Origin of the sequence: Lachnoanaerobaculum sanguinis (genome assembly GCF_033242365.1) — a bacterium.
Lineage (GTDB): Bacteria > Bacillota > Clostridia > Lachnospirales > Lachnospiraceae > Lachnoanaerobaculum > Lachnoanaerobaculum sanguinis.
The window spans coordinates 125,116-144,218 of sequence record NZ_BTHK01000007.1 but is presented as its reverse complement, the minus strand read 5'-3'; the positions used below and the strand labels follow the sequence as shown (position 1 = coordinate 144,218).

Sequence of the window (19,103 nt, the reverse complement as noted above, 5' to 3'; positions counted from 1 at the left end):
GAACGGATACTCAAACCGTATAATATGAGAAGAACCCCTAACAGCTGCAACTACTAGGGGTTCGTTTTGTATCTACATGAGATACCATATCTTTTCTTAGCTGTAATAAATTATAATCTATTTATAAACATAAAGTCAATAACAACTTATATCCTTACCGTAATCCATCCTCCAACCTCTCAAAAGCTCGTATTGCATTTCTGTTTCCTGATTTAACTATTGAGTAGGTAATATCACAATATGGTAAAATTGATGTAGCCTTCTCGGCTGTAGCTATAAGCACCAGTTGCAAATTCAACTTCTTAAACATGTTCATCATAGGCTCGATTCTGTCGCTGGTCATATTGTTGAATGCCTCATCCAACAATATGAGCCTCATAGACTCTTCCTTACTTTGCTCATAAATTTGCAAAAGTGAAGAACATATTGCTACATAAAACGGAGCTTGATTCTCTCCACCGCTGCCCTCACCGCTTACTTTTGACAATGCTACTTCCTTCTCTGTCACTGAATTTTTTATAATAATATCATAGTCCAGATAAGTCCTATAGTCCACATACATTCCCATACTTTTGGCCTTTGACTTTTGACCTGTTAGATTTTGTTTCGCATGCTCTTCCACATCTATCATTATTCTACTCATAAAGTCATCAATCTGACTTTCAAATACCTCGGACTTATTTACCTCAGCCATATATGTAAGCATATCATTTTCTCTGTCAATTTGCTGATTGTCCTTATCCATAATAATATCGTAGAAAAGTCCCAGTTCCTTATCTTTGCTCTTGTCAATTCCGAATCTATAGCTTTCCTCACCATATTCCAGATTTTCCATAACACGATTTATTTGCTTAAACTGCTGCCTTGCCCTTAAGATATCGTCCTTCATCCTAAATAGCACTTCCTTGCGAAATCTGTCCTTACAGCGAATCTGAGCCTTTGCAAGTTCATTCTTATGTCTTTCCAGCTCAATATTTTGCAGAGTAAGGTATTCTTGCATGTACCGATTCGCCCCTTCCAAGCCTGTAGCATAGTCGCAAGTATATTTGGCGGTATATTTTTGTTGTAAAGGTATCAATTCCTGATTTAAATAGCTGTTTAATGCTATATTATCATGTGCCATACGATTTGAAAAATTGTATGCAATAGCAGAAGCTTTTTTAGACTTTCTTTCGTTTAAATATTTCTTTTCCACATCAAGTGCAAATTCCGAATATCCTTTTATACTGTTTTCATATACAATTTTAAGCTCTTCCAGATTCTTTTTAAGCTCTTCTATAAGCAAATTTGATTTTCTTATATTATCAATTATATTTTGCTTTTTTGCCTTGGCATCCGTTATCTCATCTCTGATATAATTCACACTCTTTTTGCATTCCTTGACTCTGTCATACATTGCGAGCAATATTGGATTTTGCTTAAATTCTTCTATCTTCTTAGCTATATCCGCTATCTTTATTCCAAGCTCCTTAGCTTTTTTCCCCGATTCACAATACTTTTCAAGCTTACTAAAGCCCTCTCCGGCTCTAAACTTTGTATATCCGTTATATACCAAGTCAAAGTTTTTCTTTGCATCTTCAAACTCTTTCAAGCTGTTTTGTATATCCAAAAGTTCTTTTTTTGCAGCTTTTAACTGCTTTTCAATGGCATCCACACCGATAAAATGTTCTCTTTTTGCCATTCTCTGTAAGCAGAAGCTTTGAAATCTAAGTCTGTCTTTGGTAACACTCTTTGAAAATTTCTCCAAATCATCTGAAGATTCGCAGCATATAACATCTTTCATCACAAATCTTGCATATGCCTTGGCATATATATTTTCAGATTCAATCTTATCGCCCAGATAAGAGTCTTTCTCAGTCTTATATTCTACATTTTTTATTTTTCTCGTATCTATAAGTCCTATACCGTTGACCTTATCTCCCAAAGAGATAAAAACTTTCTTTGCTAAAATATAATTATCAGGTTCTACAATGATATTAAATCTCTGTGTATTTAAGTAGCTCTCCACTGCATCCTGCCAACTCCTGTCTGTCATATATAAAAGCTCACACAAAAGTCTGGCATCCGACTTCTTACTCTGTTCACTCAAGGCCTCATTTATCTTGTCTCTGACAAATATTGCTTCTTTGGGATAACACATCACTCCTGACTCAAGTGATTTTATTTTACTTGAAAGTCCTTTGCCTTCCTCATTTAACTTCGCTATATCAGTCCTTATTTTTGCATCATAATTTTTTATCTGTTCTTCCATATCTGCAAAAATCTTGGCAATTCTTTTTATCTCTGCAATCTTTGTTTCTTCAAAGCAATTTTCATCTCTTATACAATTATCTATATCAAAAATAAATCCAAGCTTATTTAATTTATCCTTTAATTCAAATAAGTCTTTAACCACATTATCAAACTTTTCCGCTTCTTCTGTAAGCCTTTTCTCTTCAATTTTATTATTTTTATTTTCACTCTCAAGAGAGAGCATCTCCTTATTTTCAGCATTGTTTTCAGCTGCCCTTTGTGCTTCATATAAAAGTTCTGAGGCTTTTGATTCTCTGCCTGAAAGCTCTGTAAGTTTTTCCTCCAGCAAAGATAAACTTACTTCCCACTCATCAATAAGATATTTTCTTTCATTTGTTTCTTCTATATTTCCTTGAAGATTTGCGTAGGCAACCAATATTTCATTTATTTTCACCTTAACCAAGAGTTCTCTTGCACTCTTTATTTTTTCATTTATCTCTTTTAATAAAGCCTCTCTGTCAGATGCCTCCTGGAGTATCTCCTGCAACCTTTCCAGCTCAATCATATCCTTTTGCAAAAAATCAATATTTACCTCAGGCTCCGGCAGAATATAAGTATAAATGAACTCTCTTATATCCTTTATATCCTCCAGGCTTGTACCCATATGAAATACTTCATTAAATTTCTTTCCGATAGGAGAATCCGCCTCACCGATACCGAGCATACGACAGATCCTTCTTCTGGCATCAGCCTGATTTGAAGCCCTGTCAATCCCCTTATTATCAAGCTTAAAAGCTTCTCTTGAAGCAGGACTTTTTCCTTCTTTGCTCTTTACAAAAAAAGGAATATCCAAAAGGCTGTATCCCGGTTTTGTAATATACCAATCCTGATACACTCCCCTCAAATCCTGCTTTGGAGTTTCCGATTCCACACGTGCAATTATTACAAATGTCTTTTTAATAGCCTCGTCCAAAAATTCAATGCCTATATAGGAAACTGTATGCCCCGGACGAAGATAGCTGTCCTCCGCTCTCTGTTTTTGGTGAACCGAGCCTAAAAGAGTTCTGCCGCTCTTTTTATTTCCGGCAGTATTAAAGTCCTTATTAGTGGTGAGGCAGTACCTGACTGCATCCATTATAGTTGTCTTTCCTACTGCATTTACGCCCAAAAGATATGTGATATTTTTAAAATCTATAATATCATCTTGAAAATTATGCCAATTTATCAGATGAAGTCTTGTCATTCTTATCATTCTTCATCCTCCTCTTCAGAGTTTTCGTATTGAGAAAGCAACTTAACAGTTTCATCATATGCTTTTGAAATATCGGTATCAGGCATTGCAAGCATAACAGAAGGATAGATCTGTATTTTGGCATCCATATCAACTAATTTATCTGCTACCTGTACCAGATTATATCTTTTTATATTTCTGATGGAATCCTCTAAAAAAACTCTGTCAAATTTTCTTGGCAAATTCAGCTTCTCATATTCATTTTTAATTTCCTCAACTGTAGCATAAATTCTGTCTTCATTTGTGGATAAACTTTCTCTCTTTTCCACATATAAGAGCCTGAAAATAAGCAAGATAATACTCTCATATTTTCTTAATGCAATTCTTCCGCTGCCATGATTATTTATAAGCTGAACAACTCTCAAATTTCTATGAATGACCAAAGTATATCCGATAGGCAAGAAAATCTGTCTGAAACTTTCTTCATGATTTATAACATAGTAATACTTCTCTCTTGTAGTATCCACTGTTCCCATCAGAAAACAATTATTCAATAAATAATTAGCTATCTCTTCTTTTATATCTGTTGCCATTACCTTCTTTCCTCAACAATAAAATCTTTGAACCTCACACCGTTTGACTCCACCACATTATCTCTAAGCCTTATATCATACTCTCTTTCTGAAGTCTTGGAATATGTATACAGACCTATAATTTTTATTAAAGTATCCAGGTCATTTTCAAATATCGAGCTTATTTGCACCGCATGATTTCCGTTTAGTATATCTCTTGCAAATCTGTTAACATTTTCAGATGTCAATGCATTTTTTATGTATTCCATCATCTTTCGATTTTTCTCATCTATAAGCTCTTGGTCCAGTTCCTCAATAATATCCATAAATTCAATAGCAGTAGGCTTTCGCTTTTTAACAGGCGTGGAAAGAGAGTTACAGTCAAAGAAGTTTTGTACGAATATCTGAAAAATATAGGATGCAATGCTGTCATCTTCATCATACACATCCTCTTTAGTGTTTATCTGACTTGCGTAAAACTTAAGTATATTATTGATTTTACTCTTACTGCTTCCGTCAGACAGAAGCAAAAACTGTGCTCTTTGCACTGCCCTGGTTCTATATAAAATATGCCTGTCATCAATGGTTCGCATTATCGCTTCCATTTCCTCGATATCCATACGAAGCTTTTGTATAAGCTCTTTTATTTTTACACCTGCCTCATCTCTTTCAACACGCTCGGTATCCATATAATCAAGTACCAAAGCATCAAAAAGATTATCTTCACATCTGTCAAGACTCTCATACAAACTGCTTCTATAATAAAACAAATTATCATTTGTCTTAAATCTGTGATATGATCCCACAACTATCTTTTCCTCATATTTTTCAAAAAAATCCAATATTTCTTCAGGACTTTTTCCCAATGTCAGATCATTTATATGGTCTTCAATAGATGCCGCCAATGTCCTGAGGGCTTGATTCAGATTGTCAAAATCCTCAGAAGCTTCTTTTAAGACTCCTTCATAAGGGCTGCCTTGTTCCGATATATGTTCAAACATGGAATATATTTTAAAAAGCTTTCCCTTATAAGTGATGATAGTGGGACTGATAATTTCCTGAAAGGATTTCAATATAGGCACTACCTTATAATGAATTGCCAGATTATCCTCATCCTCATATTCACCCGGCTTTTCCAAAAGCCAGCCTGTATCTCTAAGTCTTCTTATGAAGCTTCCGGAAATAGTCCTCATATCTGCTATATTTCCGCTTGTATATTCCTGCTCTTCCATATCCGGTTCAACCTTCTCATCAAGTCCCAGGAGATATTCCTCCGCCATATCAAATATTGTACTTTTTTCTATAGCATACATAGGCATTCGCTTGCACTTTTCCCAAATAAGAGCAAGAATATCTACATATTTTCTTTTATTTGTACCTGTCAGAGGTCTGAACAGATTTTCATCTACTTCATCAAATATATTCATACTATATTAATTCCAAATACTGTTCCACCGGTATACCACGATACTTATCTGCCTTATCTATATTTAATTCAATCATTTTCTTTACAACTTCCATTGAATGTGATGTTGCATCCGGAAGTGATTTTCCGTTCAATATATCTCCTACCAAAATAGCCGAGAATATATCTCCGGTTCCAGGAAAGCGCACAACTATCTCATCATATTCAATTCTGAAGCTCGTCCCATTTTTACTGTCAAATCCGACACAGCATTTCTTATCATTAAAAGGTACGGAGGTAATAATCACAGAAGCATTATTTTCTTCGCTCAATTTCCTAAGTAATTGTTCTTCTTCTTCATTTGTAATCCCTCTGTCTTTATACTCCATTTCCGTAAGAAGGCAGGCTTCTGTATAATTGGGCTTTATAAGATCTGCAAATTTCAGTAATTTTCTACGACTTTCTATAGCATCTTTTGATATACCGTTATAAAGGCTTCCGTCATCTCCCATTATAGGATCCACAAATATAAAACTTCCTTTTTCTTTTTGCTTGGCACAAAAATCCGCCAAAATACCTGCCTCTTCATCAGAAGCTATAAATCCAAGTGCTATTGATTCAAATGTAAATCCAAGCTGCTCCCATACATTTACAGTATTTAGAATATAATCTTTGGTATCAAGAATTTCAAACTTACCGTAATCAAGAGTATTAGATACCAATGCTGTAGGAAGCGTAAATATCTCAAATCCCATATTTGAAAATATAGGCATCATAGCTGAAAGTGCCACTTTACCATATCCCGCCAAATCATTAATAAGAAGTATCTGTTTATTTTTGTTCATATCTGTCTCTCCTTTTTATAACTATGCTGATTATATCATACTTTTAATATTTAAAAACAGACCTTCCACATCAGCGAAAGGCCTGTCTACAATCATAAAGGTATTTAAATTTTAATTATGGATGAATTACATCATAGTTAGCTACATCATAGTATCCGTCAGGATCCGCATCACTGCCGAACCACACATGTGCATAATGTCCGTCTATTGAAACACCCATGGTTTTTAAATCAGACCACATTCCCTGCGTAGACATTACCTGATTATGTCCCGGAGAATCCTTCCAAAGATCAAGTGCTGTTTCGGGACTTATCCTTCTTCCTGATGCTGAAATCTCATATCCGTTTCCTGTATAATTTGTAATTTCTCTCGGCTTACTCCACATTTTATCCTGATATTCATGATCGGATGTATACACTACCGGAGTCCAGATGCCGTTTCCTGACCAGCTGTGAAGATTTCCCTTAATACCTCTGGAATCTACCTGATTCTCAGGTGTATATGTATTTGAATCACGTACATGTGCTCTTGCAACTTCTGTAAGAGATTTTGAGAATGACAGCTTCGGTAATCCAAGGCTTTCTCTATATGCATTGATCATATAGTAAAGCTTTGCCTCTTTCTCAGTCAGTCCCATTGCCTTTAATGCTTCTATTACCTGAGTCTCCTGAGTAGAAACTGCAGGAGTTGTTGTATTTGGAGTCGTTACCGTATTATTTCCGGTATTTCCTGAAGGTATCACCACAGTGTTGTTTCCTGAAGGAACGGTAACATTATTATTTACTGAAGGTGTTGTATTATTGTTGTTTACCGCAGTATTGTTTGAAGCTGTATTATTTGAAGCTGTTGTATTTCCCGTTGTACCTGCAGTTCCTACACCGCTACCCGATGAAGAACCTGAACCGCTTCCACTTCCGCCTCCGCCGGTTCTTCCGCTTCTACCGGAGCCGCCTGAGCCTCCGCCGCTTCTTCCGCTTCCACCTGAACCGCCGCTGCTTCTTCTGCTTCCACCCGAACCGCCTGAGCCGCCGCTCCTTGAGCTTCCGCCACCCAAAGAGCTTCTCTTTGTGCCTGATCCACTTGTTTTACTTATATTAACTGTATTTCTTACTCCTTCCACCCATTTGCCTGTGGCATCCACATAATAGCCGTCCGGTGTAGAAGTATTTACAAGCATAGCTCCGTCAGCACCGAGATAATAATTTCCTATCCAACGGTTTTCAACCATATAGCCTACTCCGTCAAAATAATACCATTTATCCTTAATAAGCTTCCATGCATTTGTAGGGTATGAACCGTCCGCCTCTTCATACCACCATCCCTTATCATTCCTCTTCCACTGTGCTTCATTTGCAGCCATAACAGGTATCACTAAAAAAGCTGAAACCGCCACTGCCGATACGGAACACATTAACCTTTTGAATAAATTCATAAACACCTCCAACATTATAAAGTGGCTTTAATACTATTATGTTATATATTAACATTTTTGTTTCTATATATTCAAGTATAATAAATTATTCCACTATATCTCTTTTGCAGGCATCTACCCTTACCTCACCGTCGGCAATAAAACTGATTTCATTTGCCTCGGCAGGAGTATAGATTCTTGAACTTAATACCTCTTTTCCACCGTTTACAAATATCTCTACGCTGAATCTGTCAAGTAATATACTTAGACTTAACTTTCCGGACTTGATATCCACATCTATCTTTCTCTCATCAACGGCATCCTTAATCAGCCCTGAAAATCTTCTTGAGAACTTCAATGTTTTCTTTTTAAAATTTATCTTTATAAAAGAATTGTATCTATGATTTGACGCCAAATATATAATACATTCCTTTGCATCAATCTTTTCAATATCCAAATCAAGTCTTGCAACTCTTGAATTTAACTCTGTATCTTGAAATTTATAATCCTTCTCCAAACAAAAGCTTGTTTTATACTCGTTTGTATAATGTTTTTCAAGCTCTTTTGCAGGTATTTGATAAATAATATTTTTCTTTAGTTCAATCTCCCTTGGGTAGGTCATCTGCCCACACCATTTTGCTCCGTCACGAGTTAAATCATTTCCCCAATCATGCAGCCATGCAATCGAAAGTGTTCTCTCATTAATACTCAGACTTTGAGGTGCGTAATAGTCAAACCCGAAATCCAAAGTTCTTGCATTATCAGTCGGTTCAAATCTATAATTTTTCTTGTCATAATCACCTGTAAAATACAATACCTGATGTCCGTTAAAGTATTCTCTGCCCTTTGCCTGCATTTCCATTACCGAGACTACCAATATATACTTATCATTAAGTTTAAAGAAATCCGGACATTCCCACATCTTGCCGTAATCTCCGTTGTTTTCAAAAAGAATATTCTTATACTCCCAGTCAATCAGATTATTTGAAGCAAAGAGCAATATACTGCCAAATCCTCTTTCATTCTTTGCACTTACTATACAATAATATATTCCGTCTTCCTTCCAAATTTTAGGATCCCTAAAGTCTATACCGCTAAATCCCTTCGGCAAATGTTCCACTTTAATAACAGACTCTTTAGATATACTCTTGTAATCCACACCGTCACCGATTTCTACGGCCTGCTCCTCTTTTCCGTCATTATGTACGGTATAAATAAGTATATGTTTATCTCCTTCACAAAGTGCCGTACCGGAGAAGCACTGTCCGTTTATTTCATCATCCGGTGCCAATGCTACAGGTAATCTGTCCCAGTTTACAAAATCTTTGCTCTTTGCATGTCCCCAGTGCATCGGACCCCATTTTATATCATATGGGTTATATTGATAAAACAAATGATATTCACCGTCAAAGAACGAAAAACCGTTCGGATCGTTCATCCATCCCATATCCGGAGTAAAATGATAGACCGGTCTTTCACTATCTTTTATTGTTGATTTGTTCTCTCTGAAATATTCATTTGCTTTTTCTTTGTTGTTCATATTATTACCACTTGTCTTTCTAATTTGTAGTCATGCCCTGTCTGAATTCTATATCGAGTACCTTTGTCTTTCTGTCCACCTTCTCACCGTTTATAATGGCATGCAGACTGTCAACAGCAACCTTTGCCAATTTATCGATAGGCTGCACTATAGCACTTGGGCTCGGATATGCCGTATTTAATATGAAGGTTCCGTCGTATGCAACCACTTTTAAATCCTGCGGCACTCTCATTCCCATACTCAAAGCCTTTTTCATATATAATAAGGCATGGGTATCCGTTGCAAAAACACCGTCCACATTAGGATACATGCTGAAAGCTTCCTCTATATTTTCCTGAATGAATTTTTCTTCAAAATTATCCATCTTAGGTTTATACTCACGGCATATAAGTCCCGCTTTTTTTATTTCTTTTGCAAATGCCTTATGCCTCTTTATAAAAGGATAATTTTTTGTAGTTGCGTCGGTAAATTGCAAAACTTCCTTGCATCCGCTCTCTATCAACGCTTTTGCCGCAAGAATTCCACCCTTCTCATGATCTACAGTTACAATCAAAATATCATCATTGAGTTTCGGAGTATCAAATCCTACAATCGGTCCTTTTATCTTTTTATAACTGCTGTAATCCAAAGTATGTGTACCGGTTATTATTCCGTCCACCATATTTCTCTCAAGCATCTCAAGATAAGCCTCTTCATTTGTCGCTTCACCTATAGTATTGCAAAGCATTGTTTTATAGCCGTATTTTCGAAGCCTTTTTTCCACTTCACTGTAAAGTGTCGCATAATATGGGTTACCTATAGCCGGTGTGATTACCGCAACTATATTTGTCCTGTTTCTGAACAAATTTCTGGCAAGCTCATTCGGCTTATAATTTAACTCTTCAATTACTTCTTCAACTTTTTTTCTGGTTTTTTCGGAAACATATCCACTGTCGTTTATTACTCTGGAAACAGTACCCACTCCTACTCCGGCTTTTTTAGCAACCTCTTGTATACTCGACATATACCCCTCCGCCTAAATTACTACAGTTAATCTAACCTTTTATTCCTGTAGATGCAATACCTTCTACGTAGAATTTTTGCATAAATATATACATAAGAATCATAGGTATGGATGCCAAAGTAAGAACCGCCATAATAACACCGTAATGTATAGGGCTTACTCCTACAAATATCTGTACCGCAAGCTGTACCGTTCTCTTTTCTTCTCCTGTAGTTATAAGGAAAGGCCACATAAAGTCATTCCATCTTGATACGAAATCAAGTATAAGTACCGTGGCAAAAACAGTCTTTGAAATCGGCATAATTATTTTAAAATATGTTCTTATAGGCCCGCAACCGTCTACCTTGGCGGCTTCTATAAGCTCATCGGGAATTCCTATAAAGTATGAATAGAACATGTAAATTGAAAAACAATTCATCATAAAAGGAATTGTAAGTCCGAGCATTGTGTTCACCCAGTTTAACTGAGCCATTTCTATGTATAATGGTAAAATTATTGCCTCTACAGGCATTGACATGAGTGCTATTACAATGGTAAGACTTATTCCTCTGAATCTGTATTTCATCTTAGCAAGTGCGTAACCGAACATGGATCCTAAAAGCAAATCACCTATAAGTACAATGCCTATATAGATCAATGTATTTTTTAATATGGTAAATACTTTTATTCTTTGAAATACTTCTGCATAATTCGCCAAAGTAAAGTTCTTCGGAATAAATGTAGACAATGAGTTCAAATTTGAAAATATCTCAAGTTCAGGCTTAAACGATGAAGCAAGCATCCACAGAAGTGGAGATACAAATATAAGACCTACTATAATATTTCCAAGATAAAAAATAACATTACCAAGCACTTTATTTATCTTCTTATTATTCATAATCCCTCCTAATTTGTCTTGCTTATCTTTTTAACTATAATTGACAATGCAACAACTATAATGAAGAATACTGTGGCTATACTGCAGGCATAACCGAAGTTTCCTTTCTGAAAGCCCTGTTCATAGATATAGAAAACCAGTGTTTTTGTTGCATTTCTCGGTCCACCCTTTGTCATAATATACGGCTGGGTAAAGAGCTTCATAGCCTGTATCAGTGTTATCATAAGTACATACTTAATTGTATTTATAAGTCCCGGTATAGTCACATATATAAGTTTTGCAAACCAGTCTGCTCCGTCCACACTTGCGGCTTCATACTGCTCTGTAGGTATTGCATTTAATCCTGCAATAAAAATCATCATCTGATAACCTGCACCCTGCCATGCCGACATAAATATTATTGAATTCATGGCAGTCTTCGGATTATTTAAAAAATCAATAGGCTGCATACCTATACTCTTTAAAAAGGCATTTATAAGTCCTGTATTGGCATTGGAATTATAAAGAATTGTCCAGAGTACAGCGATAATTACCATTGAAGTTATCTGAGGACTGTAATAAAGTGTTCTAAATATAGCTACACCTTTTTTCTTACTTGATACCATCAGTGCAAGTACCAATGCCAATGTACACTGTACCGGCACAACTATCACCGTAAAATACACTGTGTTTTTCAATGCCACATAGAAATTCTCATCATGAAACAGTTTTACATAGTTGCCTATTGCATTGAATTTTATATTGTCCGGACGTACAACCTGATATGTGAAAAATGAGTAGTATATAGTATATATTATAGGGATTATCAAAAAGGCAACCAAAAGAATAATAGCCGGTGACGACATTATAAATCCCGCAAGATTGTCACTGTATTCTTTTTTGCCTTTCTTATTTACTCTTTGTAATGTAGCCATATTACATCCTTTCTACAAAAGGCCTGGCAATTTGCCAAGCCTTTCAAACCATACCGCTATTAAAAACTATTTCTTATAATACATCTCGTAATTTTCATCAAAGTTCTTAGCTACATTATCAAGCTCTTCCTTTGCATCCGCTCCGGCAAAGATATTTAACATAGCTGTTGAGAAATCAGTTGAAAGTACTGAGTATGAAGGTGTTCTAGGTCTTGAAACACCTGTGTTTTGTAACTGCCACTTCATAAGAGCTCTTGCACCGCTGTCCCAGCCTTCCATCTTCTCATAAGATGATGTTCTTGATGCAGGCTTGGCAACCGCACTTGCATAAGATGCAATATTGTCACTGTTCATTGCCCACTGTAAGAACTTTCCTGCAGCATCAGGATTCTTTGAATCTCTTGTAATAGCTGCAGCCCAGTCACCTGTCGGTGATGCGGCCTTGCCGTCATCTGCTACAGGGAAATATGATACGCCCCAGTTAAGGTTTGACTTCTCAAGGTCTGCAATATTCCATGAACCGCCAAGTAATGTAGCAGCTTTTCCGTTAAGGAACTCATCCTTTACAGGATCAAGATTTGCATAACCGTTCTTAATAAACTCATTTAAATACTCTGCTGTCTTTATACTTGCATCAGAGTTTACATATCCGTCAGCTTTTGAACCGTCTTCATTTACAAACTCGGCTCCGCCCTCTGTAAAGAACTGTCCGAGAGCATAGATAATTCCCTCGCCCTTATCCATGATTATATTTGTTCCTACATAATCATCTGTTGTAAGCTTCTTTGCATTGTCAAGGAACTGACTCCATGTCCATGCTTTCTTTATATCTGTGTCTGAAGGGTATTCTATTCCGGCCTTATCAAGATAATCCTTATTGTAGAACAGTGCAACTGAAGACTCTGTAGGAGCTATTGCATAAAGCTTTCCGTCATATGTATCAGCCTGAACAGTACTTGGCATAAAGTCCTTTAAATCATCTGCCGGGAAATAACTGTCAAGAGGAACTGTGATTCCGTTTGCTGCATAATATGAAACCATAGGTCCGTCTACATACAAAATATCAGGAAGATTTCCGGATGTGGTAGCTGTAGTAATCTTGTTCTCATATGCATATGAATCGGCTCTGTCGATAGCTTCTCTCTTAACCTGAATATCAGGATTTTCTTTGTTCCACTGATCGATCTTCTCTACCCACCATGCCTCGATAGCCGCCGTATCTGTAGGGCTCCAAATTGTTACATTGGTAACGCCGTCTGCACTCTTACTTTCTGCAGCCTGTGAGCTTCCATCACCTGCACTGCTTGAGTCTGCCTGCTTTGTTGTACCGGCACTGTTTCCGCAAGCCGCCAACATACCTCCAAGTGCCAAAACACCTAAAGTTCTCAAAACTTTTTTCATGAATATACCTCCTGAAATATTTACATAAAATACTACTTACAAGTAGTTTGGTTTATAAGTTTTTCCACGAAGTCTCATAAAATATACTGTTCTTACATTTTAAACTGTATTATTTTCCTGAAACTCATTTGTGGAACGCGTTCCATATATTTAAATGTATTTTATCATATACATTAAAAATGTCAATATAATATTTCACAGTTATCTTTGTCTATTTTGCACTAAAATAAAAAGACTGATAACCTGTCGCCATAAGTCATCAGTCGTATATATCTATTGTAATTACGGCATTGATTTTTTAATACCGATTTTCTTTTTTAGAATCCCAGATTATCATTTACCAAAATAACATGTATTCTTCCCTCGTGACGAGAGTATCTTGTTACCAAAAACTGGCAGCAGATAGTATCAGGTGATTTACAGTCTGAGCATTTTCCCGTAATCTTGCAAGGAGTCTTTATATCAAATCTCTGTGTATTTGCTGTAGCCGCAACATTTCTGGCACGCTTCATAGCACTGTCGATGTCTGAACATATCTTATTGATTCCGACTATAAACACAACCTTTTTCGGTCCCTGTGCAATACATGATACACGGTTTGAGTTCCCGTCAATATTTACAAGCACTCCGTCATCTGTCATAGCATTGGCACTTGAAATAAATATATCCGCATCATAAGCCGCCAAAAGAGCTTCTCTAGGTTCCATTTTGGCTCTGTCCATATAATTATAGTTGCCCTGCTCAAGTGCACAAATCAAACCGATTTCATGCGCACTCATGCAACCTCCCATTGCAATCTTACTTTTTTCAGGGATAAGCTCAAGAGCAATCTTAAGCGCTTCTTCCTTATCCTTTGCATAATACCCTGTCATATTTCTGGATTTCAAACCTTTGATTACAGTATCTGCCAACACTTCATTTCTCTTTTTTAAGTTCTCGTTCATATATTCTCCTCTTACTTAATTTCAATCAATATATTTGAGCATTGATTTTTTCTACTTATCCAAGGTCCTTGCTCTCTCAAGTGCCTTATCTATATTCTCACAGAAGTTTTCTCTTCCCGCTTTTTCTATAAATCCTGCCTTTTCCATTACTTTCATCGGTTGCTCATTTACATGGGATAATATCAAAGTCATATTTCTTTTTTTGCAAATCCCAAGTAATTCTTCCAAAGCTTCAAGTCCTGAAATATCCATTGCCGGTACATTTCTCATACGAAGAACCAGTACATTTTTTTCGGCTTCATTTGATATATTAAGTAAATCTTTTGTAGCACCAAAAAATAATGCTCCAAAAATCTCATAGACTATTGTATTTTCAGGTACAGCCTTAAGGTCGGAATTCAGTGCATACTCATCCGAGTCTGATTTATCCACCCATTGGCGTACATTTGCAATATCGGACATACGCTTTAGGAAAAGAAATGCCGCAAGAATCATACCGAACTTTATAGCCATTACAAGGTCAAAAAGTACCGTTAAAAATAAAGTAATCAATAAAACCGCAATATCACTTTTAGGTGCTGTTTTTATTATATGTACCACATTTCTCCATCCGCTCATATTGTAGCCGACTATAATAAGAATGGCAGCCAGACAGCTCATAGGAATGAGCGACGCATATGGCATCAAGAATAACAATATCAGCATAAGTGTAATTGCATGAATCATACCTGCAATCGGTGTTCTTCCGCCGTTTTTAACATTGGCGGCGGTTCTTGCAATAGCTCCTGTAGCAGGTATACCTCCAAAGAGCGCCGACATTATATTGCCTACTCCCTGTCCTATAAGCTCTGCATTAGGACTGTGATGGCTCTCCGTCATTGTATCTGAAACCACACAGGATAAAAGCGATTCTATGGCAGCCAATATTGCTATGGTAAATGCCGGTGAAACCATCAAAGATATAAGCTCAGGTGATATATGAGGCACACTGAACTTTGGAAGTCCGGCTTTTATAGTATATAAATCCCCTATAGTTTTTACAGGAAGGTTTCCGAACTTTACAATTAGAGTTGAAACTATAATTGCAATCAAAGAGCCGGGAATCTTTTTTGATACCTTTGGCCAGAATACCTGAATAAGAAGTGCCAAAAGACCTATTAAAAAGGTTGCGATATTTAATGTGTGAAAGTTCTTAAAAAGAGCAATCATCTTCTCCACAAATTCTGCCGGCACCGCTCCCATATCAAGTCCGAAAAAGTCTTTTATCTGTCCTGCCACTATGCTTACAGCGATTCCGAAGGTGAATCCTACCGTAATAGTCTTCGGTATAAACTTTATCAAATCTCCAAGTCTAAAGATTCCCATAAGTATCAGCATAAATCCTGCCATTATGGTGGCAACTGTAAGTCCGGCCATTCCGTACTGCGCCACTATACTGTAGATTATTATAACGAATGCCGCAGTCGGTCCACCTATTTGTACTATACTTCCACCTAAAAATGAGATAAAAAATCCTGCAACCACTGCCGTATAAAGTCCCTGCTCGGGATTTACACCTGATGCAATCGCCAGTGCTATCGACAGCGGCATTGCAATAATTGCAACTATGATACCTGAAATCAAGTCCTTTACAAACTGCTCACCGCTGTATCCTTTTAATGCTTCAAAAATCTTGGGTCTTATATAACTTAAGTCCACATTTCCTCCCTTAAGTCCTAAAAAATTGAGTATTTACTCTTAGAACTATGTGATTTTATGATAGCACAGACAAAATATGGTGTACAATACTTATGTATACAAAAATTAAATATATTATAAGCTTGAAATTCTTATGTCAAAAATACATATATGTTTTAAATTATATATCTAATGTTCCATATTATTCCTTAGGATTGTACTTATATAATCCCCCTTATTCCTGCTTATGCATGCTGTCGCATATGTCAAGGGTGATTTGGATGTAACTCCCTTATATTCAGGACTTTTTAAAACAGGCATACTATAGAATACATTCTTTTTATTCTCCAAATCTATAAACCACTTACCACCTATATATTTTCTGAAAGTCTCTCCAATATATACTGTCAAGTAATCAAGTGTTTTCTTATCTTTTATCAGCCCTTCGGCATCTTTATAATTAGCTAAGATCCATTTTTCCAGTTCATCCAATGACCCCATACTGTAGTCAAGTTTCAAGTTATTTTCTTTAGCAAATGTGTCTGTAAAATATTCCATTTTAAAAGGTATAAGAATTATCCACTCTTCAAAGTTTTCCCTAGTATAGCCCATATTTTTACTCTCCTCATTTCTATTTATCTGCGTATTCTCTAATTTTATAAATATTATACAAAGGAATATTTGTCATCCGGTCCTGCTCACGATAATCTGACATAGATGTACGAACAGCATACTTTGGATGATACTTTTCACAAAAGGCTTTAAGACTCTTAGCTCTCAAATTCTCTTCCGCTTTCACCTCCAGTGGAATTATCGATGTTTTGCCTTGAATCATAAAATCTATCTCTCCACTTGAATTAGATGTGGAATAATAATAAGGATCTATACCTTCCGATGCAATAAGTTGCTGCAAAACATACTGCTCTGTCAATGCTCCCTTAAATTCGGTAAAAATTCTGTTGCCGTCAATAATCACTTGAGCATTCAAATCTGTCATAGCTATCAACAAACCGATATCAAGCAGATACACTTTAAATGCATCAAGGTCAAGATAAACTTTCAATGGAAGCGCTACTTTTCCTACTCTTTGTACCTTATGGATCAACCCACAATCTAAAAGCCACTGTAATGCAAGTTCAAAGTCCTTTGCTCTTGAACCCTTTCTAACTTGTCCGTAGATGTATTTTTTATTTTCTTTTGCCAACTGCATTGGAATAGAATCCCAAACAAGATTTAGTCTTGGAACAAGTGAAACTTCAGCATGCTTTGAAAAGTCTTGTTGATAATAATTCAAAAGGTTTCTCTGTATTTCTCTCACTTGTTTAAAATCTTTACTGTCAACATAAGTTTTTACAACCTCAGGCATTCCACCTACATAGTAGTATTCACGAAGTCTTTCTATATATTTAGTCTTAAACATTGTTATCATATCTGTATCATCACTTTGAAGCACATTTGCAAAACGTTCCTCACCTAAAGCATATAAAAACTCAAGAAAGGTCAATGGGTAAAGATCCATAAAGTCAACCTTGCCTACAGGAAATGATGTTCCTTTATGAAGAGCTACACCTAATAATGAACCTGCTGCTACTATTGCATACTCCGGTGCATTCTCACAAAAGTATTTCAATGAAGATAGAGCCTTTGGTACCTCTTGTACTTCATCAAATATCAATAAAGTATTTTTTGCATCAATAGAAACTCCTGTTTCTATACTGATTGCCAATAAAATCCTGTCTATATTGATATCGCCCTCAAATACCTGCTCCAACCTTTTATTATTATCAAAATTTACATAAGCAACTTTTTCAAAGCATGTTCTTCCGAACTCCTTCATCAGCCAGGTTTTTCCAACCTGTCTTGCCCCTCTGATAATCAAAGGCTTTCTATTTTGTTTATCCTTCCATTCTATAAGTTTTTCAAGTGCAAAACGCTTCATAAGGTCTACCTCCCAAAATACTTCTATAAAAAAATACTCTTTTTTATATATTAGAGGTTTAAAAGCATTTCGTCAACATTTTTAAGTCCATAAAAATGTAATTTACTACACTTTTAATGCCATAAAAATGCAATTCTGCACATTTTTAAGGCCGTAAAATCGTGTTCTACTTATAATTCTAAATTTTTTACATACCCTGCTTATTGTAAATTACTATTCTTTCGGCGCTCTTGCCGAAGAAATGATAACCTGAGCCTCCCTCACTTATAACATCAAGCAGCTCATCAGGTTTTGTCACCAAGATACCGCCCATTACAGTCACTCCTCTTTTAAAGAATGCATCAGGTATCATACCTGCTGTAGGACCTGTAACCAAAACATCGGCACCTGGTTTACACATAGCCAGTAAATTCGGTAATGTATCATTAAGTATAGTAACACCTGTAATAACATCAAGGTCGGAATCCGGCAGATACAAATCAGCATCCTTTGCAGGTGCAAAATGTTCCAGCTCCTTTCCCTTTAGAGTACATGAGTCCATCTCCAGAACTTTAAAATCGGCATCTGCTGCAAGTAACTTTTTAAGCATCGGTACCAAAGCACCTATTACAACACTTTTTTTGCCTTGGTGAACCTCCATCACATCAAAAGAGTCTACATCTATCTCTATTTTATACTCCAAATTCTTATTTTCTTCCCAGTAACAAGCCGAAAGTGCATTAATTGTTGCAATAGCCAGTGTCTTTCTGAGAATATTTGTATGTGAAAGATCGTCCAAATAACTTTTTACACTTCTTCCGCCAAGTTTACCTGATAAAGGCATAGCCTTTGCAGAGCTTGGACAGCATACAGCCTCCGGAATCTCCTTAACAGGTGTAAAACAAAGCCCTCCATGACCTGTACTTAATTTTACTCCTGAAAAGAACAGTCCGAACACCGCTCTTTCAACTACCATTTTATCAAGTCTCTCTCCAAAATACTCTTTTAAAATATCGGCACTTTCCTGTAATAATATATTCATACTTTAATTCCTTTCCGTCTAAAACATGTCAGCACACCTAATTTTATATACTATTCCTTTACATCTACAATATCAATACATAAAGTGATAT

The 19,103-nt window shown here is 36.3% G+C and carries 15 protein-coding genes; all 15 read right to left on the bottom strand.

The annotated features are described in order from the left end of the window. Positions 1-154: 154 nt before the first annotated feature. A complete protein-coding gene (locus SBH76_RS06465; RefSeq protein ID WP_317977222.1) occupies positions 155-3,484 on the bottom strand; it encodes an ATP-binding protein in 3,330 nt (1,109 codons plus the stop codon). Continuing rightward, positions 3,481-4,056: a DUF4194 domain-containing protein gene (locus SBH76_RS06460; RefSeq protein ID WP_317977221.1), complete on the bottom strand. Its 576-nt coding sequence runs from the start codon at positions 4,054-4,056 to the stop codon at positions 3,481-3,483. The genes SBH76_RS06465 and SBH76_RS06460 overlap by 4 nt, the downstream gene beginning before the upstream one ends. After that, on the bottom strand, positions 4,056-5,462 hold the full coding sequence (locus SBH76_RS06455) for a Wadjet anti-phage system protein JetA family protein (RefSeq protein ID WP_317977220.1): 1,407 nt from the start codon (positions 5,460-5,462) through the stop codon (positions 4,056-4,058). The genes SBH76_RS06460 and SBH76_RS06455 overlap by 1 nt, the downstream gene beginning before the upstream one ends. Position 5,463: 1 nt before the next feature. Continuing rightward, the gene (locus tag SBH76_RS06450) at positions 5,464-6,285 is read right to left on the bottom strand and encodes a pyridoxamine kinase (RefSeq protein WP_290649939.1); all 822 of its coding nucleotides are present in this window, start codon (positions 6,283-6,285) and stop codon (positions 5,464-5,466) included. A 115-nt stretch (positions 6,286-6,400) separates the two neighbouring features. Beyond that, on the bottom strand, positions 6,401-7,717 hold the full coding sequence (locus SBH76_RS06445; RefSeq protein WP_290649937.1) for a CAP domain-containing protein: 1,317 nt from the start codon (positions 7,715-7,717) through the stop codon (positions 6,401-6,403). Positions 7,718-7,802: 85 nt separating this feature from the next. Further along, a complete protein-coding gene (locus SBH76_RS06440) occupies positions 7,803-9,236 on the bottom strand; it encodes a glycoside hydrolase family 32 protein (protein WP_290649935.1) in 1,434 nt (477 codons plus the stop codon). Positions 9,237-9,255: 19 nt separating this feature from the next. After that, positions 9,256-10,239, bottom strand: coding sequence for a LacI family DNA-binding transcriptional regulator (locus tag SBH76_RS06435; RefSeq protein ID WP_317977218.1), 984 nt, complete (start codon positions 10,237-10,239; stop codon positions 9,256-9,258). A gap of 31 nt (positions 10,240-10,270) precedes the next feature. Beyond that, positions 10,271-11,116: a carbohydrate ABC transporter permease gene (locus tag SBH76_RS06430; RefSeq protein ID WP_290649931.1), complete on the bottom strand. Its 846-nt coding sequence runs from the start codon at positions 11,114-11,116 to the stop codon at positions 10,271-10,273. Between the two features lie 8 nt (positions 11,117-11,124). Next, positions 11,125-12,030: a carbohydrate ABC transporter permease gene (locus tag SBH76_RS06425; protein ID WP_007594146.1), complete on the bottom strand. Its 906-nt coding sequence runs from the start codon at positions 12,028-12,030 to the stop codon at positions 11,125-11,127. Between the two features lie 66 nt (positions 12,031-12,096). After that, positions 12,097-13,431, bottom strand: coding sequence for an ABC transporter substrate-binding protein (locus SBH76_RS06420; protein WP_290649927.1), 1,335 nt, complete (start codon positions 13,429-13,431; stop codon positions 12,097-12,099). A gap of 317 nt (positions 13,432-13,748) precedes the next feature. Then, positions 13,749-14,375, bottom strand: coding sequence for a lactate utilization protein (locus SBH76_RS06415; RefSeq protein ID WP_290649925.1), 627 nt, complete (start codon positions 14,373-14,375; stop codon positions 13,749-13,751). Between the two features lie 51 nt (positions 14,376-14,426). Further along, complete coding sequence (locus SBH76_RS06410) at positions 14,427-16,073, bottom strand: SulP family inorganic anion transporter (RefSeq protein ID WP_317977217.1); 1,647 nt, start codon at positions 16,071-16,073, stop codon at positions 14,427-14,429. A 168-nt stretch (positions 16,074-16,241) separates the two neighbouring features. After that, entirely contained in the window at positions 16,242-16,664 is a 423-nt protein-coding gene (locus tag SBH76_RS06405; protein WP_007594152.1) for a hypothetical protein, read from the bottom strand. 19 nt (positions 16,665-16,683) lie between these two features. Next, positions 16,684-17,991 carry an ATP-binding protein gene (locus tag SBH76_RS06400; RefSeq protein ID WP_317977216.1) on the bottom strand — a complete coding sequence of 436 codons (1,308 nt, stop codon included), beginning with the start codon at positions 17,989-17,991 and terminating at the stop codon, positions 16,684-16,686. Positions 17,992-18,178: 187 nt separating this feature from the next. Then, positions 18,179-19,012, bottom strand: a complete 834-nt coding sequence (locus tag SBH76_RS06395) for a DUF364 domain-containing protein (protein WP_317977214.1) — start codon at positions 19,010-19,012, stop codon at positions 18,179-18,181. Positions 19,013-19,103: the final 91 nt, after the last annotated feature.